Here is a 16,027-nt window from a genome sequence, read left to right as displayed (position 1 = left end):
GCACATGGGTTCCACGGCACACCAGGGCGGCCATCCGCTCGACGACATCGACCGGCGCATCATCGCCATCCTCCAGGCCGACGGCAGACGCCCCTACAGCCAGATCGCCGAGGACCTCGGCATCCCCGCCTCCTCGGTCCGCTACCGGGTGCAGCGGCTGGAGGAGAACGGCGTGCTCCAGATCGTCGGCATCGCCAATCCACTGACGATCGGCTTCGACCGGTTCGCGATGATCGGCCTCAAGGTCAGACCCGGAATGACACGGGAGGTCTGCCGACGGCTGCGGGAACTGCCGGAGACCTCCTACGTCATCATGACGGCCGGTCAGTACGACGTGATGGCGGAGGTCATCTGCCGGGACACCGACCACTTCACCGATCTGGTCAATGAGCGTATGCACGTCATGGAGGGCGTCATCTCGACCGAGTCCTTCTTCGTCCTGGAGGTCCACAAGATGGCCTACGGATGGGGCGTGGGCGAGGTGGAGACCCTGCTGCTGGACGGCCGCGAAGGCGCGGAGACCCCTTAGGGACGGTCCGGGTCCGGCGGGGTCAGGGTTCTGGGGGGCAGGTCCAGCGACCGGACGTGGCGGGCGAGGTCGGCCAGCGGGGCGACCCAGGTGTCACCGGTGCCGGTGACCTCCTCGATCAGTTCCTCCAGGGCCGCGGCCCGGGAGGGGCGGCCGGAGAGGAACGGGTGGTTGGTCAGGACGAAGCAGCCGCCCTCGGCGCGCAGCGCCCGGAACTCCAGGGACCACAGCTCCCGTACCTTGCGCGGGCTCTCGATCAGCCCGCTGCCGGAGATGCCGGGCAGGTAGCAGTACTGCTCCCAGTCGTCCAGCGCCCACTGGACGGGGATCTCCACGAGCGAGGAGTCCCGGTCGGGGACGGCGAGTTCGTAGGGGACGTCGGCGTCCATGAGGCTGGAGTCGTAGAGGAATCCGCGCTCCGCCAGCAGTCCGGGCGTGTGGTACGAGAGTTCCCACATCGGGGCCCGGTAGCCGACGGGCCGGACGCCCGCGACCCGCTCCAGGGCGTCCAGGCCGCGGTCGAGGTACTCGGCCTCGGTGCCGGGGGCGAGCCCGGTGGGCGGCTCGTGGAGATAGCCGTGGTGGCCGATCTCGTGCCCGGCCGCGACGACGGCCCGTACGGCGTCGGGGTGGTGCAGGGCGGTCCAGCCGGGGACGAAGAACGTGGCCCGCACGTCCTGTCGTTCGAGGAGCCGCAGCAGCCGGGGGACGCCGACGAGCGGGCCGTAGGACTGGTGGGTCATCACCGACATGCGGTGCCGGGCGGTGGGGTGTTCGTACAGGACGGCGGACTCGGCGTCGAGGTCGAAGGTGAAGGCGGCGGCGGCCCGGCGGCCCTCGGGCCAGTCGACCGGCTCCGCCGGCCGGGGCGCCGGGCTCATCGGGGGGCCTTGGCGCACAGGGAGACGAACTCGTAGGCGAGGTTGGCGGCGGCGACGCTGGTGATGTCGGCGTGGTCGTAGGCCGGGGAGACCTCGACCACATCGGCGCCGACGAGATTCAGGCCCTTCATGCCGCGCACGATACCGAGGAGTTCCCTGCTGGTGAGGCCACCGGCCTCGGGCGTGCCGGTGGCGGGGGCGTGGGCGGGGTCCAGGACGTCGATGTCGACGGAGAGGTACAGCGGCGCGTCGCCGATCCTGGCCCGCAGCCGGCGCACCACGTCGGTCACGGTGAGGTGCTCCAGGTCGGCGCAGTGGACGACGGTGAAGCCCAGTGCGGCGTCGGCGGTGAGGTCGTCGGGGTCGTAGAGCGAGCCGCGGATGCCGACGTGGGCGCTGGCGCCCGGGAGGAAGAGGCCCTCCTCGGCGGCGCGGCGGAAGGGCGTGCCGTGGGTGAGGGGCGCGTCGAAGTAGGTGTCCCAGGTGTCGAGATGGGCGTCGAAGTGGACCAGGGCGACCGGGCCGTGGACGCGGTGCATGGCGCGCAGCAGGGGGTAGGCGACGGTGTGGTCGCCGCCGAGGGAGACCAGCCGGGCCCCGTCGCGGATCAGCGCGTACGCCGCCGCCTCGATCTCCTCGCTGGCCGCGGCGATGTCGAAGGGGTTGCAGGGCAGGTCACCGGCGTCCACGACCTGCTGGTCCCGGAACGGCATGACGTCGAGTCGGGGGTGGTAGGGGCGCAGGAGGCGGGACGCCTCCCGGATCGCGGAGGGACCGAATCGGGCGCCGGGCCGATAGGTGACCCCGGCGTCGAACGGGATCCCGGCGACGGCGACGTCATGGCGGGGGACGTCCTCGATGCGGGGCAGCCGGGCGAAGGTGCCCGCCACGCCCGCCACCATCCAGACCGTGCTCGACCTCCCCCACCTGCGGCTCAGCCTGTTCTCGGGCGCCGCGGGACTGGGCCGGGAGGTGTCCTGGGCGCACGCCTCCGACCTCGACAGCCCCTGGGACTGGATGGCGGGCGGCGAACTGCTGATGCGCAACGGCCGTACGCTCCCCGCGGCCGGCGGCGCGCAGGCGGCGCTGGTCGAGCGTTGCGCCGAGGCGGGCGCCAGCGGCATCCTGATCGGCGAGGACCCGGACACCCCGGAACTGAGCCACGCCCTCGCCGCGGCGGCCGACCGGCACTCGCTGGCGGTGCTCAGGGCGGCGTACTCGGTGAGCTTCGTGGCGGTGTCACGGGCCGTCGCCGACGCCAACACCGGCGAGACGTCGGCCCGGTTCGGCCAGATCGAGAAGATCTACGGCGCCCTGCGCGACTCCCTCGCCTCCCGCACCGGCGATTCCCCCACCGCCCGGCTCGGCCGGGAACTGGGCTGCCGGCTGCTGCTGCTCGACACGGCGACCGCGAACCCGGTCGACCCGGCGGGCACCGCCCCCGACCCCGCGCTGCGGCGGGCCGTGCTGGCCGCCGTGAGCGACCACGACGGGCACATCCCCGGGGTGCTGCACGTGCCCTTCCCGGGCGGTCCGCAGGTGCTGGCCGTGGAGGTGCCGGGCGAGGAACCGACCGTCCTCGTCACCGTCGGCCTGCCTGGCTCGGACACCTCCCTGCTGCACCATCTGGCCACGGCCGCCGCCGTCGAGACGGCCCAGCAGGGCATGCTCCGCGAACACGAACGCCGGCTCGGCTCCGAACTCCTCGCCCAACTGCTGGACTCCCGGGCCGAGGCCAAGGCCGCCCACGGCGAACTCGCCGCCCACCGGCTGCCGCCCGACCGTCTGGTCCTGCTCGCCGTACGGCACGAGAACAGCGCCGAGCAGCGTGATCTGCATCTGACCCTGAGCCGGCGCCGGGTCGCCCATCTGCTGCTCAACCGCGGGGACCTCCTCATGGCCCTGCTCAGCGACGACCCCGGTGACCTGGCCGTCGTCCAGCGGCGGCTCGGCCCGCACACCCCGACCGGGCTGAGCGCCCGTACCTCCCCCGACCGGATCTCCGAGGCCAGGGACGAGGCGGTGTGGTCCCTCTCGCTCGCCCGCGGCCAGTCCGGCGGCGGCCCGGTCCGCTACGGCGACGAGACCGCGTTCACCGTGCTGCGCAGCCTGGAGGAGGCCCGCGCCATCGTGGAACGCGTCCTCGGCCCCCTCCTGTCCTACGACCGCGCCAACGGCACCGAACTCACCGGGACCCTGCGCTCGTTCCTGGTCCACCGGCGTTCCTGGCAGCGCACGGCCGCCGCGCTGAACGTCCACAAGCAGACGGTGATGTACCGCGTCCAGCGCGTCGAGGAACTCACGGACCGCACCCTCGCGGAGACCGCCGACATCACCGAACTGTGGATCGCGTTCCAGGCGTACGCCCTGCTGCACGGCGAGTCACTGAGCTGAACTGGGCGCGGTCCGACCCGGCCTGGTCCGATCCGACCCGGCCTGGTCCGGCCGGTTCAGTCTGTTCCGACCTGTTCCGACCTGTTCCGACCTGTTCCGGCCTGGTCCGATCTGGTCCGATCTGGTCGGTTCGGCTTTCAGCCGTCCATCCTCTCGATCCACTCGCCGCCGCCCGGTGGGTAGTCGTAGCCGGGGCGGGAGACGTTCGCGCTGGTGCGGAAGGGGGTGCCGGAGTTGTCGAGGTGGAGGGTGCCGCGGCGGTCCCCGCTGGACCAGTCCAGGGTGAGGTCCCAGCGGACGTCGTGCGCCCCGGTGCGGGCGGTGACGTAGAAGACCTCGGGATCGGACTCGCTGACCTTGTACGGGAAGTCGCGTTGGCCGTTCTTGACGGCGACCGCGGGGCTGCCGTCGTCCAGGTCGACGTGGAACGACCGGGTCTCCACGCCGCCGCCGCAGCCGACGCCCATCGCGTAGTCGTTCCAGGCCAGCGGCGTCCCCTTGGAGACGACCCGGACATGCAGGTCCTCCAGTACGACGGTGTCCGCGCCGGTGCCCTGGACCGTGAGGGCGATCCGCTGCTCGTCGGAGGAGACCGCCCCGTAGGCCGCCGCCCAGCGCGGGGCGTCCTGCTCGTTCGCGGGCGGGCCCATCTGCGCGGGCTCGCTGTCCACCAGGAAGTGCTGGCTGCACGGGCTGTCGTAGACGTAGGGGCGGGTGCCGACGGTGAGCGGGACGGCGTCCGAGTCACCGCTCCCGCCGCCGTCCCCGCCGTCCCCGTCGTCGCCGTCAGCGGTGGGAGCCGCGCCGGCGCCGCCCTTCGGGTCGTCGGACGCGGTGGCGGACGGTGACGCCGACGGTGACCGGCTCCGGCCGCTCCGGGACGGGGTGGGGGACGGCTGCCCGGTGTCGTCGGTGGCCTGCCCGGTGGCACCGGCCGCCGGTCCGCCCGCCGTGTCCTTCCCGCCGTCGTCCGACCCGGGCCGGACGACGAACACCAGGGCGGCGAGCAGGGCGACGGCCGTGACGGCGGAGGCGACGAGGGTGGAACGGCGGCGCATACGGGGGCGGGAGCCGGAAGAGGCGGGCTGCCGGGGCACATCCGCGACCAAGGGGTCTGCGGGTCCGGCGGGTTCGGCGGGTCCGGCGGGGTCGGGCTCCGGGGCGGTGAGGGGCTCGGCGGCGGCCGGGGCGGCCTCGTCCGGACCCGCGGTGGGCGGCGCGGGCTCCGTCGGTTCCGTCCGCTCCGCGCCCACCGGTGGCTCCGCCCGGCGCTTACGGGCCGCGTCCGCCAGGATCCAGTGGCGGTGCAGTTCCACCCGTTCCCGCGAGGTCGCCCGGCAGACCCGGGCGATGCGCTCGACCGGCGCGTACTCGTTCGGCACGGCACTGCCGTTGCAGTAGCGGTGCAGCGTCGACGTGCTCATGTGGAGGCGTTTGGCCAGCGCCCCGTAGCTCAGTCCCGAGCGGTCCTTGAGCTGCCGCAGCAGCGCCGCGAACTCTTCCGCCTCCCCGGCCCCTGTGGCCCCTGGCACCCGTTCCTCCGTTCCACGACATCCCGTTCCAGCGTTCCAGGGGCACTGTGTTCCCCCAGCTCAGAGCCGGTTCCAGCGTTCCAGCGTCCCCAACTGCCCAGCACGGCTGGCCGCTGGGACGGATCACCGGACAAGCTCCGGTCATCCAAGCACCACCGCCACCCGAACAGCGAAAGGGCTCCCCTCCATGTCCGAAATCCGTACCTCCCGCACCCGTCTCCTCGCCGCCGCCGCCTCCGCCGTCCTCGCCACACTCGCCCTCACCGCGTGCGGGGACGGCACGGGGGTGAAGGACATGGGCGCCTCGGCCGCCGCCTCCGGCCCCGAGACGTCCGGCTCCTCCGGTTCTTCTGGCTCCTCCGGTTCTTCTGGTTCTTCTGGCTCCTCCGACTCGTCCGGCTCCGGTTCCTCCGGGTCCTCCGGGTCGGACTCGGTCGTGGAGGGCGAGGGCGGGACCGTCACCCAGGGCGGCACGAAGTCCGGCGCGGGCCGGGGCGGCGGCAAGAAGGGCTCCCGGGACGTCGTCTGCGACGGCTCCACCACCAAGACCGTCGCCGCGCCCGTCAACCGCCCCGTGAACCACATGCTGCTCACCGTCACCAACACCGGCAGCAAGCGCTGCTCCCTGTACTACTACCCGCAGGTCCGGTTCACCGACGCCCAGTCCGTGCCGCCGGTCATCGAGGAGTCCAAGCCGCAGGCGGTCGTCTCTCTCGACCCGGGCCAGTCGGGATACGCCGGGGTCAGCCTGTCCGCCGCCGACGGCAGCGGCGGGGACGGCCGCACCGCGGACTCCCTGACCGTCTACTTCCAGGGCCGGTCCGGCGGCGAGAGCGTCGGCCAGGGAGCCACCCCGTCGCTGCCCGCCGGGGGCGTCCACATCGACGACTCCCTGAAGGTGACGTACTGGCAGACGGAGATGGACACCGCCCTCAGCTGGTGACCCCCGGCGGGCGTCTCGTATGCGCCAGGGAAAATCCAGTTCATCAGTCCGCAAATCGATCACTGGATCGGTGGATTCGGCGCGGATGCCGGAGGTCCGGGCGCTCTGGCGTCGAAGTGCACAGGGCCGCGACACGGCCCGGCCGAACCTGGTGATGGGGGGCGAACGTCCAGGTCTGCTGGAAGAAGTTCGCCAACCACTTCGCCACACCCTCAGCCGGCCGGCCGCAACCCCGGTAGCAGTCGTGGGGCGCGGAACCGCAACCAGGGGCGTACACAGGTGTCAGCCGGGGGGCGACGCGGCGGCGGGTGCCCGGCACCGAGCCTGGTCGCATGAACACCACTCCCGGGCCCGCCGCCTCGCTGTCCGACCGGTTGCGCGGTGTGAACCGGACCCTCGTCGGCGTCCTGTCCGCGGTCGCGCTGATCCGCCCCCTGTTCTCGATCGTCGGCCTCAGCGACGCCCTCGGGAAACCGGCCGCGCCGCTGCTGCTCACCGCCGGTGTCTCGCTCACCTGGATCCTGGTGGTGGGCCTGCGCCGGGACCGTGAGCCGCTGCTGACCCTGATCGCGGCGGGCGTCGGCTACGCCCTCGCGACGATCGTGCTGAGCGCGATCCTCTCGCCGCTGCTGACCGGCGAACTCCAGGGCCCCCTCGCCAAGCCGTACGCGATCGTTCCCCTGCTCCTCGTCAACATCCTCTGGGGAGCGGCCTGCGGCGGCTTGGCCCTCGCCCTGCGCGCCCTCCGGAACCGGGGCCGCTGACCGGGAGGGAGCGGTCCGCTTCGGCGCGCCCCGCCGGTCAGGGGGCCGTACTCATCTCCACCGGGTGGTTCAGGGCGCCCACGCCCTCGATCCGGATCTCCACCGTGTCGCCGGGGACCAGCCGGCCGACCCCACCGGGGCTGCCGGTGAGCAGGACATCGCCGGGGCGCAGGGTGATCCAGCGGGTGACATGGGCGAGCAGCCGACCGACGTCGAAGATCATGTCGGCGGTGGAGGCGTCCTGGACCGTACGGCCGTTGACGAGGGTGCGCAGCCGCAGGGCGCCCGGGTCGGGGACGTCCGTCTCGATCCAGGGGCCGAGCGGGCAGAAGGTGTCGGCGCTCTTGGCGCGGGTCCACTGGCCGTCGGCCCGCCAGTCGTCGGCGGTGATGTCGTCGGCGCAGGTGTAGCCGAGGACATGGTCGGCGAAGTCGGCGGCGGCCACCTGGCTCGCGGTGCGGCCGATGACGACGGCGAGTTCACCCTCGTACTCCAGTCGGCGCAGCCCGGTCGGGTGGATCACCGGGGCGCCCGGGCCCACGACGGCGTTGGGGGCCTTGAGGAAGAGGGAGGGCTGGGTCGGCCACGGGCGGCCCTTCTCGGCCAGTTGCCCGGCGTAGTTGCTGCCCGCGCAGACGATGACCCGGGGGTCGCAGGGGGCGAGCAGTTCCACCTCGTCCAGGGCGGCGACCCGGGGGCCGGGGCGCCGGTCACCGTCGGCGGGGAGGGTGTCGCCCAGGTCGTGGACCTGGCTGCCGACGAGCGCGCCGTAGCCGGTGTGCCCGTCCTTGCGGTATCTGACCACTCGCATCGGAGCTTCTCTCCCCTTGTGCCGTGATACGGTACGGCGTTCCGTGAAAAGGTACAGGGATGGTAGGGCCGGGCTGTACCGGAGTCAACGAGGAGGCATCGGGGATGCAGAACGTTCTCAACGCGCTGCGGGTGCTGGAGGAGGTCGCCGCCCGGCAGCCGATCGGGGTCGGTGAGCTGTCCCGGGTGGTGGGGCTGCCCAAGAGCACGGTGCAGCGCGCGCTGCGGACGCTGGGCGAGGCCGGGTGGATCCGGCCGGCCGGGGGTGAGGTGACGCGCTGGGCGGTGACCACCAAGGCGCTGGACGTGGGCCGGCACGCCAGTGGCGACCTGGGGCTGCGGGACGCCGCCGTGCCGGTGATGGAGGAGGTGCGCCGGCGCACCGACGAGACGATCCACCTCACGGTGCTGGAGGGCGACCGGATGGTGCTGGTCGAGCGGCTGGAGACCGCCAAGGCGGTGCGTACCAGCATGTCCCTGGGGCACGCCCTGCCGCTGCACGCCTCCGCCAACGGCAAGGCGGTGCTGGCGGGCTGCCCCGCCGAGCGGGTCGAGGCGCTGCTCGCGCAGGGACTGCCGCGCTACACGGACACCACCGTCACCGACGCCGACCGGCTCCGCTCCGACCTGGACGAGGTGCGGGCGCGGGGCTACGCCGTCAACCGGGGCGAATGGCGGTCCGACGTCGGTTCGGTCGCCTCCGCCGTGCTCGGCGAGTCCGGCACGCCGATCGCGAGTCTCAGCGTCAACGTCCCGATGAGCCGGCTGACGGAGGAGTCCGAGCCGTACTTCGGATCGGTGGTGAAGGAGGCGGCGCGGACACTGTCGGCACGGTGGGGACCCGGCGGGGGCGGGGGGCGGTGAGCCGCTGAGGGGGCGACGGGCGTCGGAAGCCGCTGAGGGGGGCGGCGGACGCTGGGAACCGCTCGGGGCGGGTGACAGGCGCCGGGAACCGCTCGGGGCGAGCGGCGGGCGGCGGGCGCCGGGAGCACTCGGGGGGCGGTGTGCCGTGCCGGTTCAGTCGTCCGGTGTTCCGGCCAGTGTCGCCGGCGCGGTCGCCAGGTCGTGGAGGCGGGGGGCTCGACTACGCCCGGTCGGCCGTCGCGCCGGAGACGACGCGCGCCCGGCTGGGCCCGGCCGACGCCGACACCCTGGCGGTGCACGGGCTGGTGCCCGGCGGTGTCCCGCCCGTCAGCCCGCGCCCCGGCGTCCCGTGCCTCATCGACCCGGCCGTGCCGGGTGGTGCCGCTGCGGCGGTGAGGCAAGTCCGCTTCGGGCATTCGCATTTCACCTCATACACCCGCACTCCACTCGCACCGCACCCGCACCGCACCCGCACCACCACCCCCTCCGCTCCCTCGATTGAGTAAGCTTAGGCTTACCTTTGTATGCTGATCGCCGTGTGCTTCCGCCCCCGCGGAGGCACCCTCGTGCTGCCCAGTAGACAAGGTGCGTCATGTCCCTCCCCGCCCTCACCCGCCACCGTCGTCATCTCGCCGCCGCGGGCTCCCTCGCGCTCGCCCTCGTGCTGACCGGCTGCGGCGGCTCCGACGAGGCCGACGCCAAGGGCGGCTCCGACGACGCGAAGTCCTCCGGCGCGTTCCCGGTCACCCTCGACAGCGCGCTCGGCGAGGCCGTCATCGAGAGCGAGCCCAAGCGGGTCGTCACCCTCGGCCAGGGCTCCGCCGAGACCGCCATCGCGCTGGGCACCGTGCCCGTCGGCGTGGAGAGCTACCCCTGGGGCAGCGACAAGACCGGCTACCTGCCCTGGATCCACGAGGCCGTCAAGGAGAAGGGCGCCGAACTGCCCCAGCAGTTCACCGGCGGCGAGGAACTCGACATCGAGGCCATCACCGAGCTGGAGCCCGACGTCATCCTCGCGCCCTGGTCGGGTGTCACCCAGGACCAGTACGACATCCTCAAGGACATCGCGCCGACCGTCGCCTACCCCGAGAAGGCGTGGTCCACCAACTGGGACCAGCAGATCGAGATCATCGCCAAGGCGCTCGGCAAGCCCGAGCAGTCCAAGACCCTCATCGAGAAGATCGACCAGCAGCTCGGGGACGCCGGCGCGACCCGCCCCGGCTACAAGGACGTCACCTTCTCCTACATCTACACCTCCGGCCCCGGCACCCTCGGTGTCTTCAAGCCCGAGGAGCAGCGGGTGGCGATGCTGTCCAAGCTGGGCCTGAAGGTCGACCCGGTGGTGAACACGTTCAAGGAGACCGAGGGCACGGACTCCTCGCTCATCGGGCTGGAGAACGCCGACAAGCTGTCCGACAGCGACATCGTGTTCACCTTCTACACCGATGAGAAGACCCGCAAGGAGATCGAGGCCCAGCCGCTCTACGCGGCCATCCCGGCGGTCAAGAACGACGCCCTGGTGTACAGCGCCGACCAGCCCTTCGTCACCGCCTCCTCGATCATCAACCCGCTGACCGTGCCGTACACCATCGAGCGCTATCTGCCCATGATCGACAAGGCCGTGGCCAAGGTCGCCAAGTAGTGACGACCGGTCACCACGGGCCGGCCGTCCGGCGTCACCAGGGGCCGGCCGTCCGGCGGCGCGGCGGGCCGGCCCGGTATCTCACGGCCCTCGCGCTGTGTCTGCTGCTGCTCACGGGCGCGCTGCTGGCCAGCGTGATGTTCGGCAGCCAGCCGACCTCGCTGCGCGAGGTGCTGGACGTCCTGACCGGCGGCGGCGAGGACTACACCCGTACCGTCATCGAGAGCCGCTACCCGCGCACCGTGCTGGGGCTGCTCGCCGGGCTCTGCCTCGGAGTGGCGGGCACCCTCATGCAGGGGGTCACCCGCAACCCGCTGGCCGAACCCGGGCTGCTCGGCCTCAACGCCGGGGCCGCCGCGGCCATCGTCGCCGGGACCGCCTACGCCGGTGCCTCCGGACAGCGCGAGACCATCTGGTGGGCCCTCGCGGGCGCCCTGGTGACCGGCGTCGTCGTCCATGTCGTCGGCTCGGTCGGCGGCGGGGGCGGACCGGTGCGGCTGGTACTGGCGGGGGCGGTGCTCTCCGCCGTCCTCGCCGCGTTCGTGCAGGCCGTCGCGCTGTCCCGGCCGCAGGTCTTCGACACCTACCGCTACTGGGTGGTGGGCTCGCTCGCCGGCCGCGACTACGACGCCGCCTGGGCGGTCCTGCCGTTCTGCGGCGTCGGACTCGCCCTGGCCGTGGTGCTCGCGCCCGGCCTCAACGCCATGGCGATGGGCGAGGACAAGGCGGCCTCGCTCGGCATCAGCCCCGCCCGCGTCAAAGGCGGCGGGCTGCTCGCCGCGACCCTGCTCTGCGCCTCCGCCACCGCCGCCGTCGGCCCGATCGCCTTCGTCGGCCTGGCCGTCCCCCATCTCGTACGGGCCCTGGTCGGCGCCGACTTCCGCGCGCAGATCGCGTTCACCGCGCTCGCCGGACCGACCCTGCTGCTCCTCGCCGATGTCGTCGGACGGATCCTGCTGCGCCCGCAGGAACTGATGGTCGGCGTGGTCACCGCCTTCGTCGGCGCGCCCGCGCTGCTGTTCGCGGTGCGCCGGATGAGAGGAGCGACATGAAGCAGACCACGGCGGACCGGGTTCCGCCGTCCTCCTCCCGGCGCCCGGGCCGTGCGCTCGTCCGGGTCGGCCCCTGGGTCGCCCTTCCCGTGCGCCGGGCCACCGCGGGGGCCGCGCTTGCCGTACTGGTGCTGCTGGCCGCTGCCGCCGCCGCGACCCTGTCGATGGGCCGGCTCGGTATCGCCCTGCCCGATCTGCCGTCCGCGCTCGCCGGGGACGCCACCGGCAAGAACGCCTTCGTGCTCAACCGGCTGCGCGGGCCGAGGCTGGTCGTCGCCATCGCCACCGGCGGCGCGTTCGGGCTGTCCGGGGCCCTGTTCCAGTCCGTCACCCGCAATCCGCTCGGCAGCCCCGATGTGATCGGGCTCGGCGCGGGCGCCGGAGCGGGGGCCGCCGCCGCGGCGCTGTTCCTGCCCGATGTCGTCCCGGTGGCGGTCGGGGCGCTGCTCGGCGCGCTGATCGCCATGGCGGTGGTGTACGTCAGCACCGGCACCGGGTTCCGCAACCCCGGGCGGCTGGTGGTGGCCGGTATCGGGGTGGCGGCGATGGCCACCGCCCTCACCCAGTACGTGGTGTACGCCGTCGAGCGGGACAAGGCCAGCGCGCTGACCGCCTACATCAACGGCAGCCTCTCCGCCCGGTCCTGGGAGGACGCCCGCACCATCTGGGCCGTCCTGCTGGTCGCGCTGCCCCTCGCCGCGCTGCTCGCCCGCCCGCTGCGGCTCGCGGAGATGGGCGACGACCTCACCGCCGGACTGGGTGTCGACCCCGGCCGGACGGCGACGGGGGCGGTGGCGCTGTCCATCGTCCTGTCGGCGGGGGCGGTCAGTGTGGCCGGGCCGATCGCGTTCATCTCGCTGACCGCGCCTCAGATCGCCAAGCGGATCACCCGCGGCGGCGGCCCCCATCTGTTCCTGTCCACCCTGCTCGGCGCGCTCCTGCTGGTCCTCGCCGACCTCACCGCCCAGCAACTGCCGCTGTTCGACAACCTTCCCGTCGGCCTGTACACCATGGCCCTGGGCGGGGCGTACCTCGGCTATCTGCTGATGCGGGAGTGGCGGCAGGGGCTGTAGGGCCGCGCCTTTCGGAAACAGGGCCGCGCCCGCCGTCGCATGGACGGGCGGGCGCGGTCCGTCGAGCCGGCCGACCGGTCAGGCCGGCCGGCTCAGGGCGTCACTTGGACTCGGGGCAGGAGCCGTAGCCCCCGTCGCCGTACTCCTTGTCCTTGTCCTTGTCCTTGTCCTTGTGCCCGCCCTTGTCCTTGCCGTCCTTGCTGTTCTTGCTGTTCTTGCTGTTCTTGTCCTTCTTGTCGCCGTACTCCTTGTCCCCGTACTCCTTGTCGCCGTAGCCGTCGTCGCCGTAGCCTCCGGGCTTGCAGGGCTTGGGCGGCTTGGGCGGCTCCTGACCCTTCTCGTTGTGGAGGCGGGCGGTGACGGTCTCCTGGTCACCGCGGATCTCGTACGGCCCGCTGATCGGGTTCTCGGGCAGCGCGTAGCCGTCCGGGGCGTGGATCTCGCGCAGGTAGTACGTGCCGTCCTCCAGTTGATCGAAGGAGCAGCGGCCCGCGGCGTTCGTGGTGCACTCCAGCCCGAGCTGGCTGTCCGGGTTCGCACCGCTGGTCTGGAGACCGGGAACGCCGTTGGTCTCCTCCCACAGGTCGAACGTGGCACCCTCCAGCGGGTCCCCGCTGTCGGCGTCCGTCTTGACGATGCCGATGGAGCCGTTGTCCTGCGGGGTCGGGATGCGCCGGTTGCCGGCGGTCACGGAGACCCCCGTCTCCGCGGTGTCCTCGTTCAGCGGCAGCGGACCGAACACCCCGGGTACGGGCAGTTCGTAGCCGGCGGGGGCCGCCGTCTCCTGCCAGTAGTACGTCCCGGTCTCCACGGTCCGCGAGCAGACGCCGTCGGCGCCGGTCACGCAGGGGGCGCCGACCTCGGTGTCCGGGTTGGCGCCGGTCGTCTGGAGACCGGTGACGCCGTTGGTCTCCTCCCACAGCTGGAAGGTGGCACCGGACAGCCGGGCTCCGGTCTCGACGTCGGTCTTCACGACCTCGACCTCACCGGTGATGGGGGTGACCGTGGTCGGGTGGTCCTCGGCGATCACCGAGACACCCATCGACGCGTTGTCCTCGTTCAGGACGAGCGGGCCGAACACCGTGTTGTCGGGCAGGTCGTACCCGTCGGGCGCGGCCGTCTCCTGCCAGTAGTACGTGCCCGTCTCGACCGTCCGCGAGCAGACACCGTCGCCGCCCGTCACGCACGGGGCGCCGACCTCCGTGTCCGGATCGGCCCCGGTCGTCTGGAGACCGGGAACGCCGTTGGTCTCCTCCCACAGCTGGAAGGTGGCACCGGACAGTGGGTCACCCGTGTCGGCGTCGGTCTTCACGACCTCCACGTCACCCGTGATCGGCGTGACCGTCGTCGGCTCGTTCTCGGCGGTCACCGAGACGCCCTCCGACGCGTTGTCCTCGTTCAGCACCAGCGGACCGAAGACCTGGTTGTCCGGCAGTTCGTAGCCGTCGGGGGCGACGGTCTCCTGCCAGTAGAACGTGCCCGTCTCGACCGTCCGCGAGCAGACGCCGTCGGCGCCGGTCACGCACGGGGCGCCGACCTCGGTGTCGGGGTTGCCGCCGTCGGTCTGGAGCCCCTCGACACCGTTGGTCTCCTCCCACAGCTGGAAGGTCGCACCGGACAACGGGTCACCCGTGTCCGCGTCGGTCTTCACGACCTCCACGTCACCCGTGATCGGCGTGACCGTGGTGGGGTGGTTCTCGGCGGACGCCGACACACCGTCCGACGCGTTGTCCTCGTTCAGGACGAGCGGGCCGAACACCGGGTTGTCGGGCAGGTCGTAGCCGTCGGGGGCCGCCGTCTCCTGCCAGTAGTACGTCCCGGTCTCCACGGTCTGCGAGCAGAGGCCGTCGGCGCCGGTCACGCACGGGGTGCCGACCTCGGTGTCGGGGTTGGCACCGTCGGTCTGGAGCCCCTCGACACCGTTGGTCTCCTCCCACAGCTGGAAGGTCGCACCGGACAACGGGTCACCCGTGTCCGCGTCGGTCTTCGCCACCTCCACGTCACCCGTGATCGGCGTGACCGTGGTGGGGTGGTTCTCGGCGGTCACCGTGACGCCGGTCTCCGTCGTCAGCTCCAGCGGGCCGAACACCGTGTTGTCGGGCAGGTCGTAGCCGTCGGGGGCCGCCGTCTCCTGCCAGTAGTAGGTGCCCGTCTCGACGGTCCGCGAGCACGAGCCGTCGGTGCCCGTCACACACGGGTCGCCGACCGAGGTGTCCGGGTCCGCGCCGGTCGTCTGGAGACCGGGGACGCCGTTGGTCTCCTCCCACAGCTGGAAGGTGGCACCCGCGAGCGGGTCGCCCGTGTCGGCGTCGGTCTTCACGACCTCCACGTCACCGGTGACCGGGACGGTGCCGCCGCAGTCGGGCAGGTCGCCGTTGAACGGGTAGGCGTGGAACTCCTGGCCGCCGCCCCCGGTCGATGACGAGGTGTGGGTGAGCGAGCCGGTGGTGAAGAAGCGTCCGTTGACACCCGGCAGGGTGACCGTGGTGCTGGAGGACTGGTTTCCGATGAGGAAACTGCCCTGGAACTGCCCGGTGCCGTTCAGGTTCACGGTCGTGGCGTCGGGGAAGTTCCACAGCAGTCGCTCGCGGTAGGCGTTGAGCGGGTCGGTGCTGTCGTCGATGGCGCCGCTGTAGGTGTTGATCGTGCGGTTGGCCCCGATGATGTTGACCAGGACGGTCGCGGTCGCCGGGATGTTGGCGAAGGCCACGCCCTGCTGGCCGCCGTTGGCGCTCGCGATGTTGAAGTCGACGTTGAAGACCTGGAGCTGCGAGGTGCCGTCGCCGGTGAACAGGGTCTGGAAGCCCTGGTTGACCGCGGTGCCGGTGGGCGGACGCAGGGCGCCGTCGACGCGGGCGTAGCACTGGCTGGCCGTGGTGAGTCCGTCGCGCAGGGCGGTGTACGGGCCGGCGGCGTCGGGGTCCTCCACCAGGTCGGCGAGGACGGTGCCGGTGACGGTGCCCGCGTGGCGGACCACGCCGGCCTCGGCGAGCAGTCGCTGGCCCGGTGCCACGGTGACATCGCCACCGGTGGTCAGCCAGTCCGCGCCGACCGGAGGCGGCACCCGGGAGCCGACGCCGGCCTCGCCGACGTTGTAGATCTGGCTGACGCCGGCGCTCTTGTTCATGTCGAAGTTGTCGAGGACGACGACCCGGCCCTCGGCCTCGGCCGCGGCGCCGCGCACATCGAAGTCGGCTCCGACGAACACGTTGATGCCGTTGTCGCGGCCCGCGATCGGCCCGTTGCTGACCCCGGGGAAGGGGTCGGGACAGCTTCCGGGCACGCAGGGCCCGAGCCCTCCCGGCAGCGGCGCGGCCGACGCCGGGGCGGCGGCGGGCCCGAGGACCAGGACGGGTACGGCCGTCAGCACCGCCGCACAGGCGAGTCCCGCCGATCTCGCGTGCCGTCTCAGGCGCGCGGAGGGGCGGGCGGTGTGGTTTGTCATGCCGGGAGTGTCGGATTCCCGGCCCCCGGGGCTCGGATACGCCACGCGGGGTTGGGCCGGTCAGGGCCGCCTCTCACCCGGCAGGCGCACCGCTGCCG

The 16,027-nt window shown here is 72.6% G+C and carries 13 protein-coding genes; 8 read left to right on the top strand and 5 right to left on the bottom strand.

Annotated elements, in window-relative coordinates; all coding sequences use genetic code 11:
• The first annotated feature begins 4 nt into the window (after positions 1–4).
• Positions 5–529, top strand: a complete 525-nt coding sequence (locus tag ACIQNG_RS12045; RefSeq protein ID WP_401426180.1) for an Lrp/AsnC family transcriptional regulator — start codon at positions 5–7, stop codon at positions 527–529.
• Here the strand turns inward: ACIQNG_RS12045 and ACIQNG_RS12040 are convergent.
• Both ACIQNG_RS12040 and speB read right to left on the bottom strand, forming a co-directional pair.
• Positions 526–1,410 (bottom strand): polysaccharide deacetylase, encoded by an 885-nt coding sequence (locus tag ACIQNG_RS12040; protein ID WP_401484305.1) that lies wholly within the window; start codon positions 1,408–1,410, stop codon positions 526–528. The genes ACIQNG_RS12045 and ACIQNG_RS12040 overlap by 4 nt on opposite strands.
• Complete coding sequence (gene speB, locus ACIQNG_RS12035; protein ID WP_401484303.1) at positions 1,407–2,312, bottom strand: agmatinase; 906 nt, start codon at positions 2,310–2,312, stop codon at positions 1,407–1,409. Before speB ends, ACIQNG_RS12040 begins: the two co-directional genes overlap by 4 nt.
• On the opposite strand from speB, the gene ACIQNG_RS12030 reads away from it, so the two are divergent.
• Complete coding sequence (locus ACIQNG_RS12030) at positions 2,269–3,804, top strand: PucR family transcriptional regulator (protein ID WP_401484300.1); 1,536 nt, start codon at positions 2,269–2,271, stop codon at positions 3,802–3,804. The genes speB and ACIQNG_RS12030 overlap by 44 nt on opposite strands.
• 137 nt (positions 3,805–3,941) lie before the next feature.
• Here the strand turns inward: ACIQNG_RS12030 and ACIQNG_RS12025 are convergent, their stop codons facing one another.
• Positions 3,942–5,336: a helix-turn-helix domain-containing protein gene (locus ACIQNG_RS12025; protein WP_401484298.1), complete on the bottom strand. Its 1,395-nt coding sequence runs from the start codon at positions 5,334–5,336 to the stop codon at positions 3,942–3,944.
• A 187-nt stretch (positions 5,337–5,523) separates the two neighbouring features.
• Here ACIQNG_RS12025 and ACIQNG_RS12020 point away from each other — a divergent pair, with 187 nt between their 5' ends.
• Together ACIQNG_RS12020 and ACIQNG_RS12015 are read left to right on the top strand one after the other, a co-directional pair.
• The gene (locus ACIQNG_RS12020) at positions 5,524–6,279 is read left to right on the top strand and encodes a DUF4232 domain-containing protein (protein ID WP_401484296.1); all 756 of its coding nucleotides are present in this window, start codon (positions 5,524–5,526) and stop codon (positions 6,277–6,279) included.
• 332 nt (positions 6,280–6,611) lie between these two features.
• Positions 6,612–7,043, top strand: a complete 432-nt coding sequence (locus ACIQNG_RS12015) for a hypothetical protein (RefSeq protein WP_401426168.1) — start codon at positions 6,612–6,614, stop codon at positions 7,041–7,043.
• Positions 7,044–7,080: 37 nt separating this feature from the next.
• Here the strand turns inward: ACIQNG_RS12015 and ACIQNG_RS12010 are convergent, their stop codons facing one another.
• Positions 7,081–7,854: a fumarylacetoacetate hydrolase family protein gene (locus ACIQNG_RS12010; protein WP_401484293.1), complete on the bottom strand. Its 774-nt coding sequence runs from the start codon at positions 7,852–7,854 to the stop codon at positions 7,081–7,083.
• Positions 7,855–7,958: 104 nt separating this feature from the next.
• Between ACIQNG_RS12010 and ACIQNG_RS12005 the strand changes: the two genes are divergently transcribed.
• The 4 genes from ACIQNG_RS12005 (at position 7,959) to ACIQNG_RS11990 (ending at position 12,484) form a co-directional block, all read left to right on the top strand.
• Entirely contained in the window at positions 7,959–8,717 is a 759-nt protein-coding gene (locus ACIQNG_RS12005; RefSeq protein ID WP_401484291.1) for an IclR family transcriptional regulator, read from the top strand.
• 592 nt (positions 8,718–9,309) lie between these two features.
• Positions 9,310–10,359, top strand: coding sequence for an iron-siderophore ABC transporter substrate-binding protein (locus tag ACIQNG_RS12000; protein ID WP_401484289.1), 1,050 nt, complete (start codon positions 9,310–9,312; stop codon positions 10,357–10,359).
• Positions 10,359–11,411 (top strand): FecCD family ABC transporter permease, encoded by a 1,053-nt coding sequence (locus ACIQNG_RS11995; protein WP_401484287.1) that lies wholly within the window; start codon positions 10,359–10,361, stop codon positions 11,409–11,411. The genes ACIQNG_RS12000 and ACIQNG_RS11995 overlap by 1 nt, the downstream gene beginning before the upstream one ends.
• Positions 11,408–12,484, top strand: a complete 1,077-nt coding sequence (locus ACIQNG_RS11990; protein ID WP_401484285.1) for a FecCD family ABC transporter permease — start codon at positions 11,408–11,410, stop codon at positions 12,482–12,484. The genes ACIQNG_RS11995 and ACIQNG_RS11990 overlap by 4 nt, the downstream gene beginning before the upstream one ends.
• Positions 12,485–12,584: 100 nt before the next feature.
• Here ACIQNG_RS11990 and ACIQNG_RS11985 read toward each other — a convergent pair whose 3' ends face one another.
• Entirely contained in the window at positions 12,585–15,929 is a 3,345-nt protein-coding gene (locus ACIQNG_RS11985; protein ID WP_401484283.1) for a SpaA isopeptide-forming pilin-related protein, read from the bottom strand.
• Positions 15,930–16,027: the final 98 nt, after the last annotated feature.

The sequence above is a fragment of the Streptomyces sp. NPDC091377 genome, from assembly GCF_044757045.1.
In the GTDB taxonomy this organism is placed as follows: Bacteria; Actinomycetota; Actinomycetes; order Streptomycetales; family Streptomycetaceae; genus Streptomyces.
Note: the sequence above shows the minus strand (reverse complement) of the source record. Positions and strands in the feature narration are given on the sequence as shown.

Coding starts and splice junctions, on each gene's coding strand:
- ACIQNG_RS12045 (WP_401426180.1), top strand. CDS start 5: ATGGGTTCCACGGCACACCAGGGCGGCCATCCGCTCGACGACATCGAC.
- ACIQNG_RS11985 (WP_401484283.1), bottom strand. CDS start 15,929: ATGACAAACCACACCGCCCGCCCCTCCGCGCGCCTGAGACGGCACGCG.
- ACIQNG_RS12040 (WP_401484305.1), bottom strand. CDS start 1,410: ATGAGCCCGGCGCCCCGGCCGGCGGAGCCGGTCGACTGGCCCGAGGGC.
- speB (WP_401484303.1), bottom strand. CDS start 2,312: ATGGTGGCGGGCGTGGCGGGCACCTTCGCCCGGCTGCCCCGCATCGAG.
- ACIQNG_RS11990 (WP_401484285.1), top strand. CDS start 11,408: ATGAAGCAGACCACGGCGGACCGGGTTCCGCCGTCCTCCTCCCGGCGC.
- ACIQNG_RS12000 (WP_401484289.1), top strand. CDS start 9,310: ATGTCCCTCCCCGCCCTCACCCGCCACCGTCGTCATCTCGCCGCCGCG.
- ACIQNG_RS12030 (WP_401484300.1), top strand. CDS start 2,269: ATGCGGGGCAGCCGGGCGAAGGTGCCCGCCACGCCCGCCACCATCCAG.
- ACIQNG_RS12005 (WP_401484291.1), top strand. CDS start 7,959: ATGCAGAACGTTCTCAACGCGCTGCGGGTGCTGGAGGAGGTCGCCGCC.
- ACIQNG_RS12020 (WP_401484296.1), top strand. CDS start 5,524: ATGTCCGAAATCCGTACCTCCCGCACCCGTCTCCTCGCCGCCGCCGCC.
- ACIQNG_RS12015 (WP_401426168.1), top strand. CDS start 6,612: ATGAACACCACTCCCGGGCCCGCCGCCTCGCTGTCCGACCGGTTGCGC.
- ACIQNG_RS12010 (WP_401484293.1), bottom strand. CDS start 7,854: ATGCGAGTGGTCAGATACCGCAAGGACGGGCACACCGGCTACGGCGCG.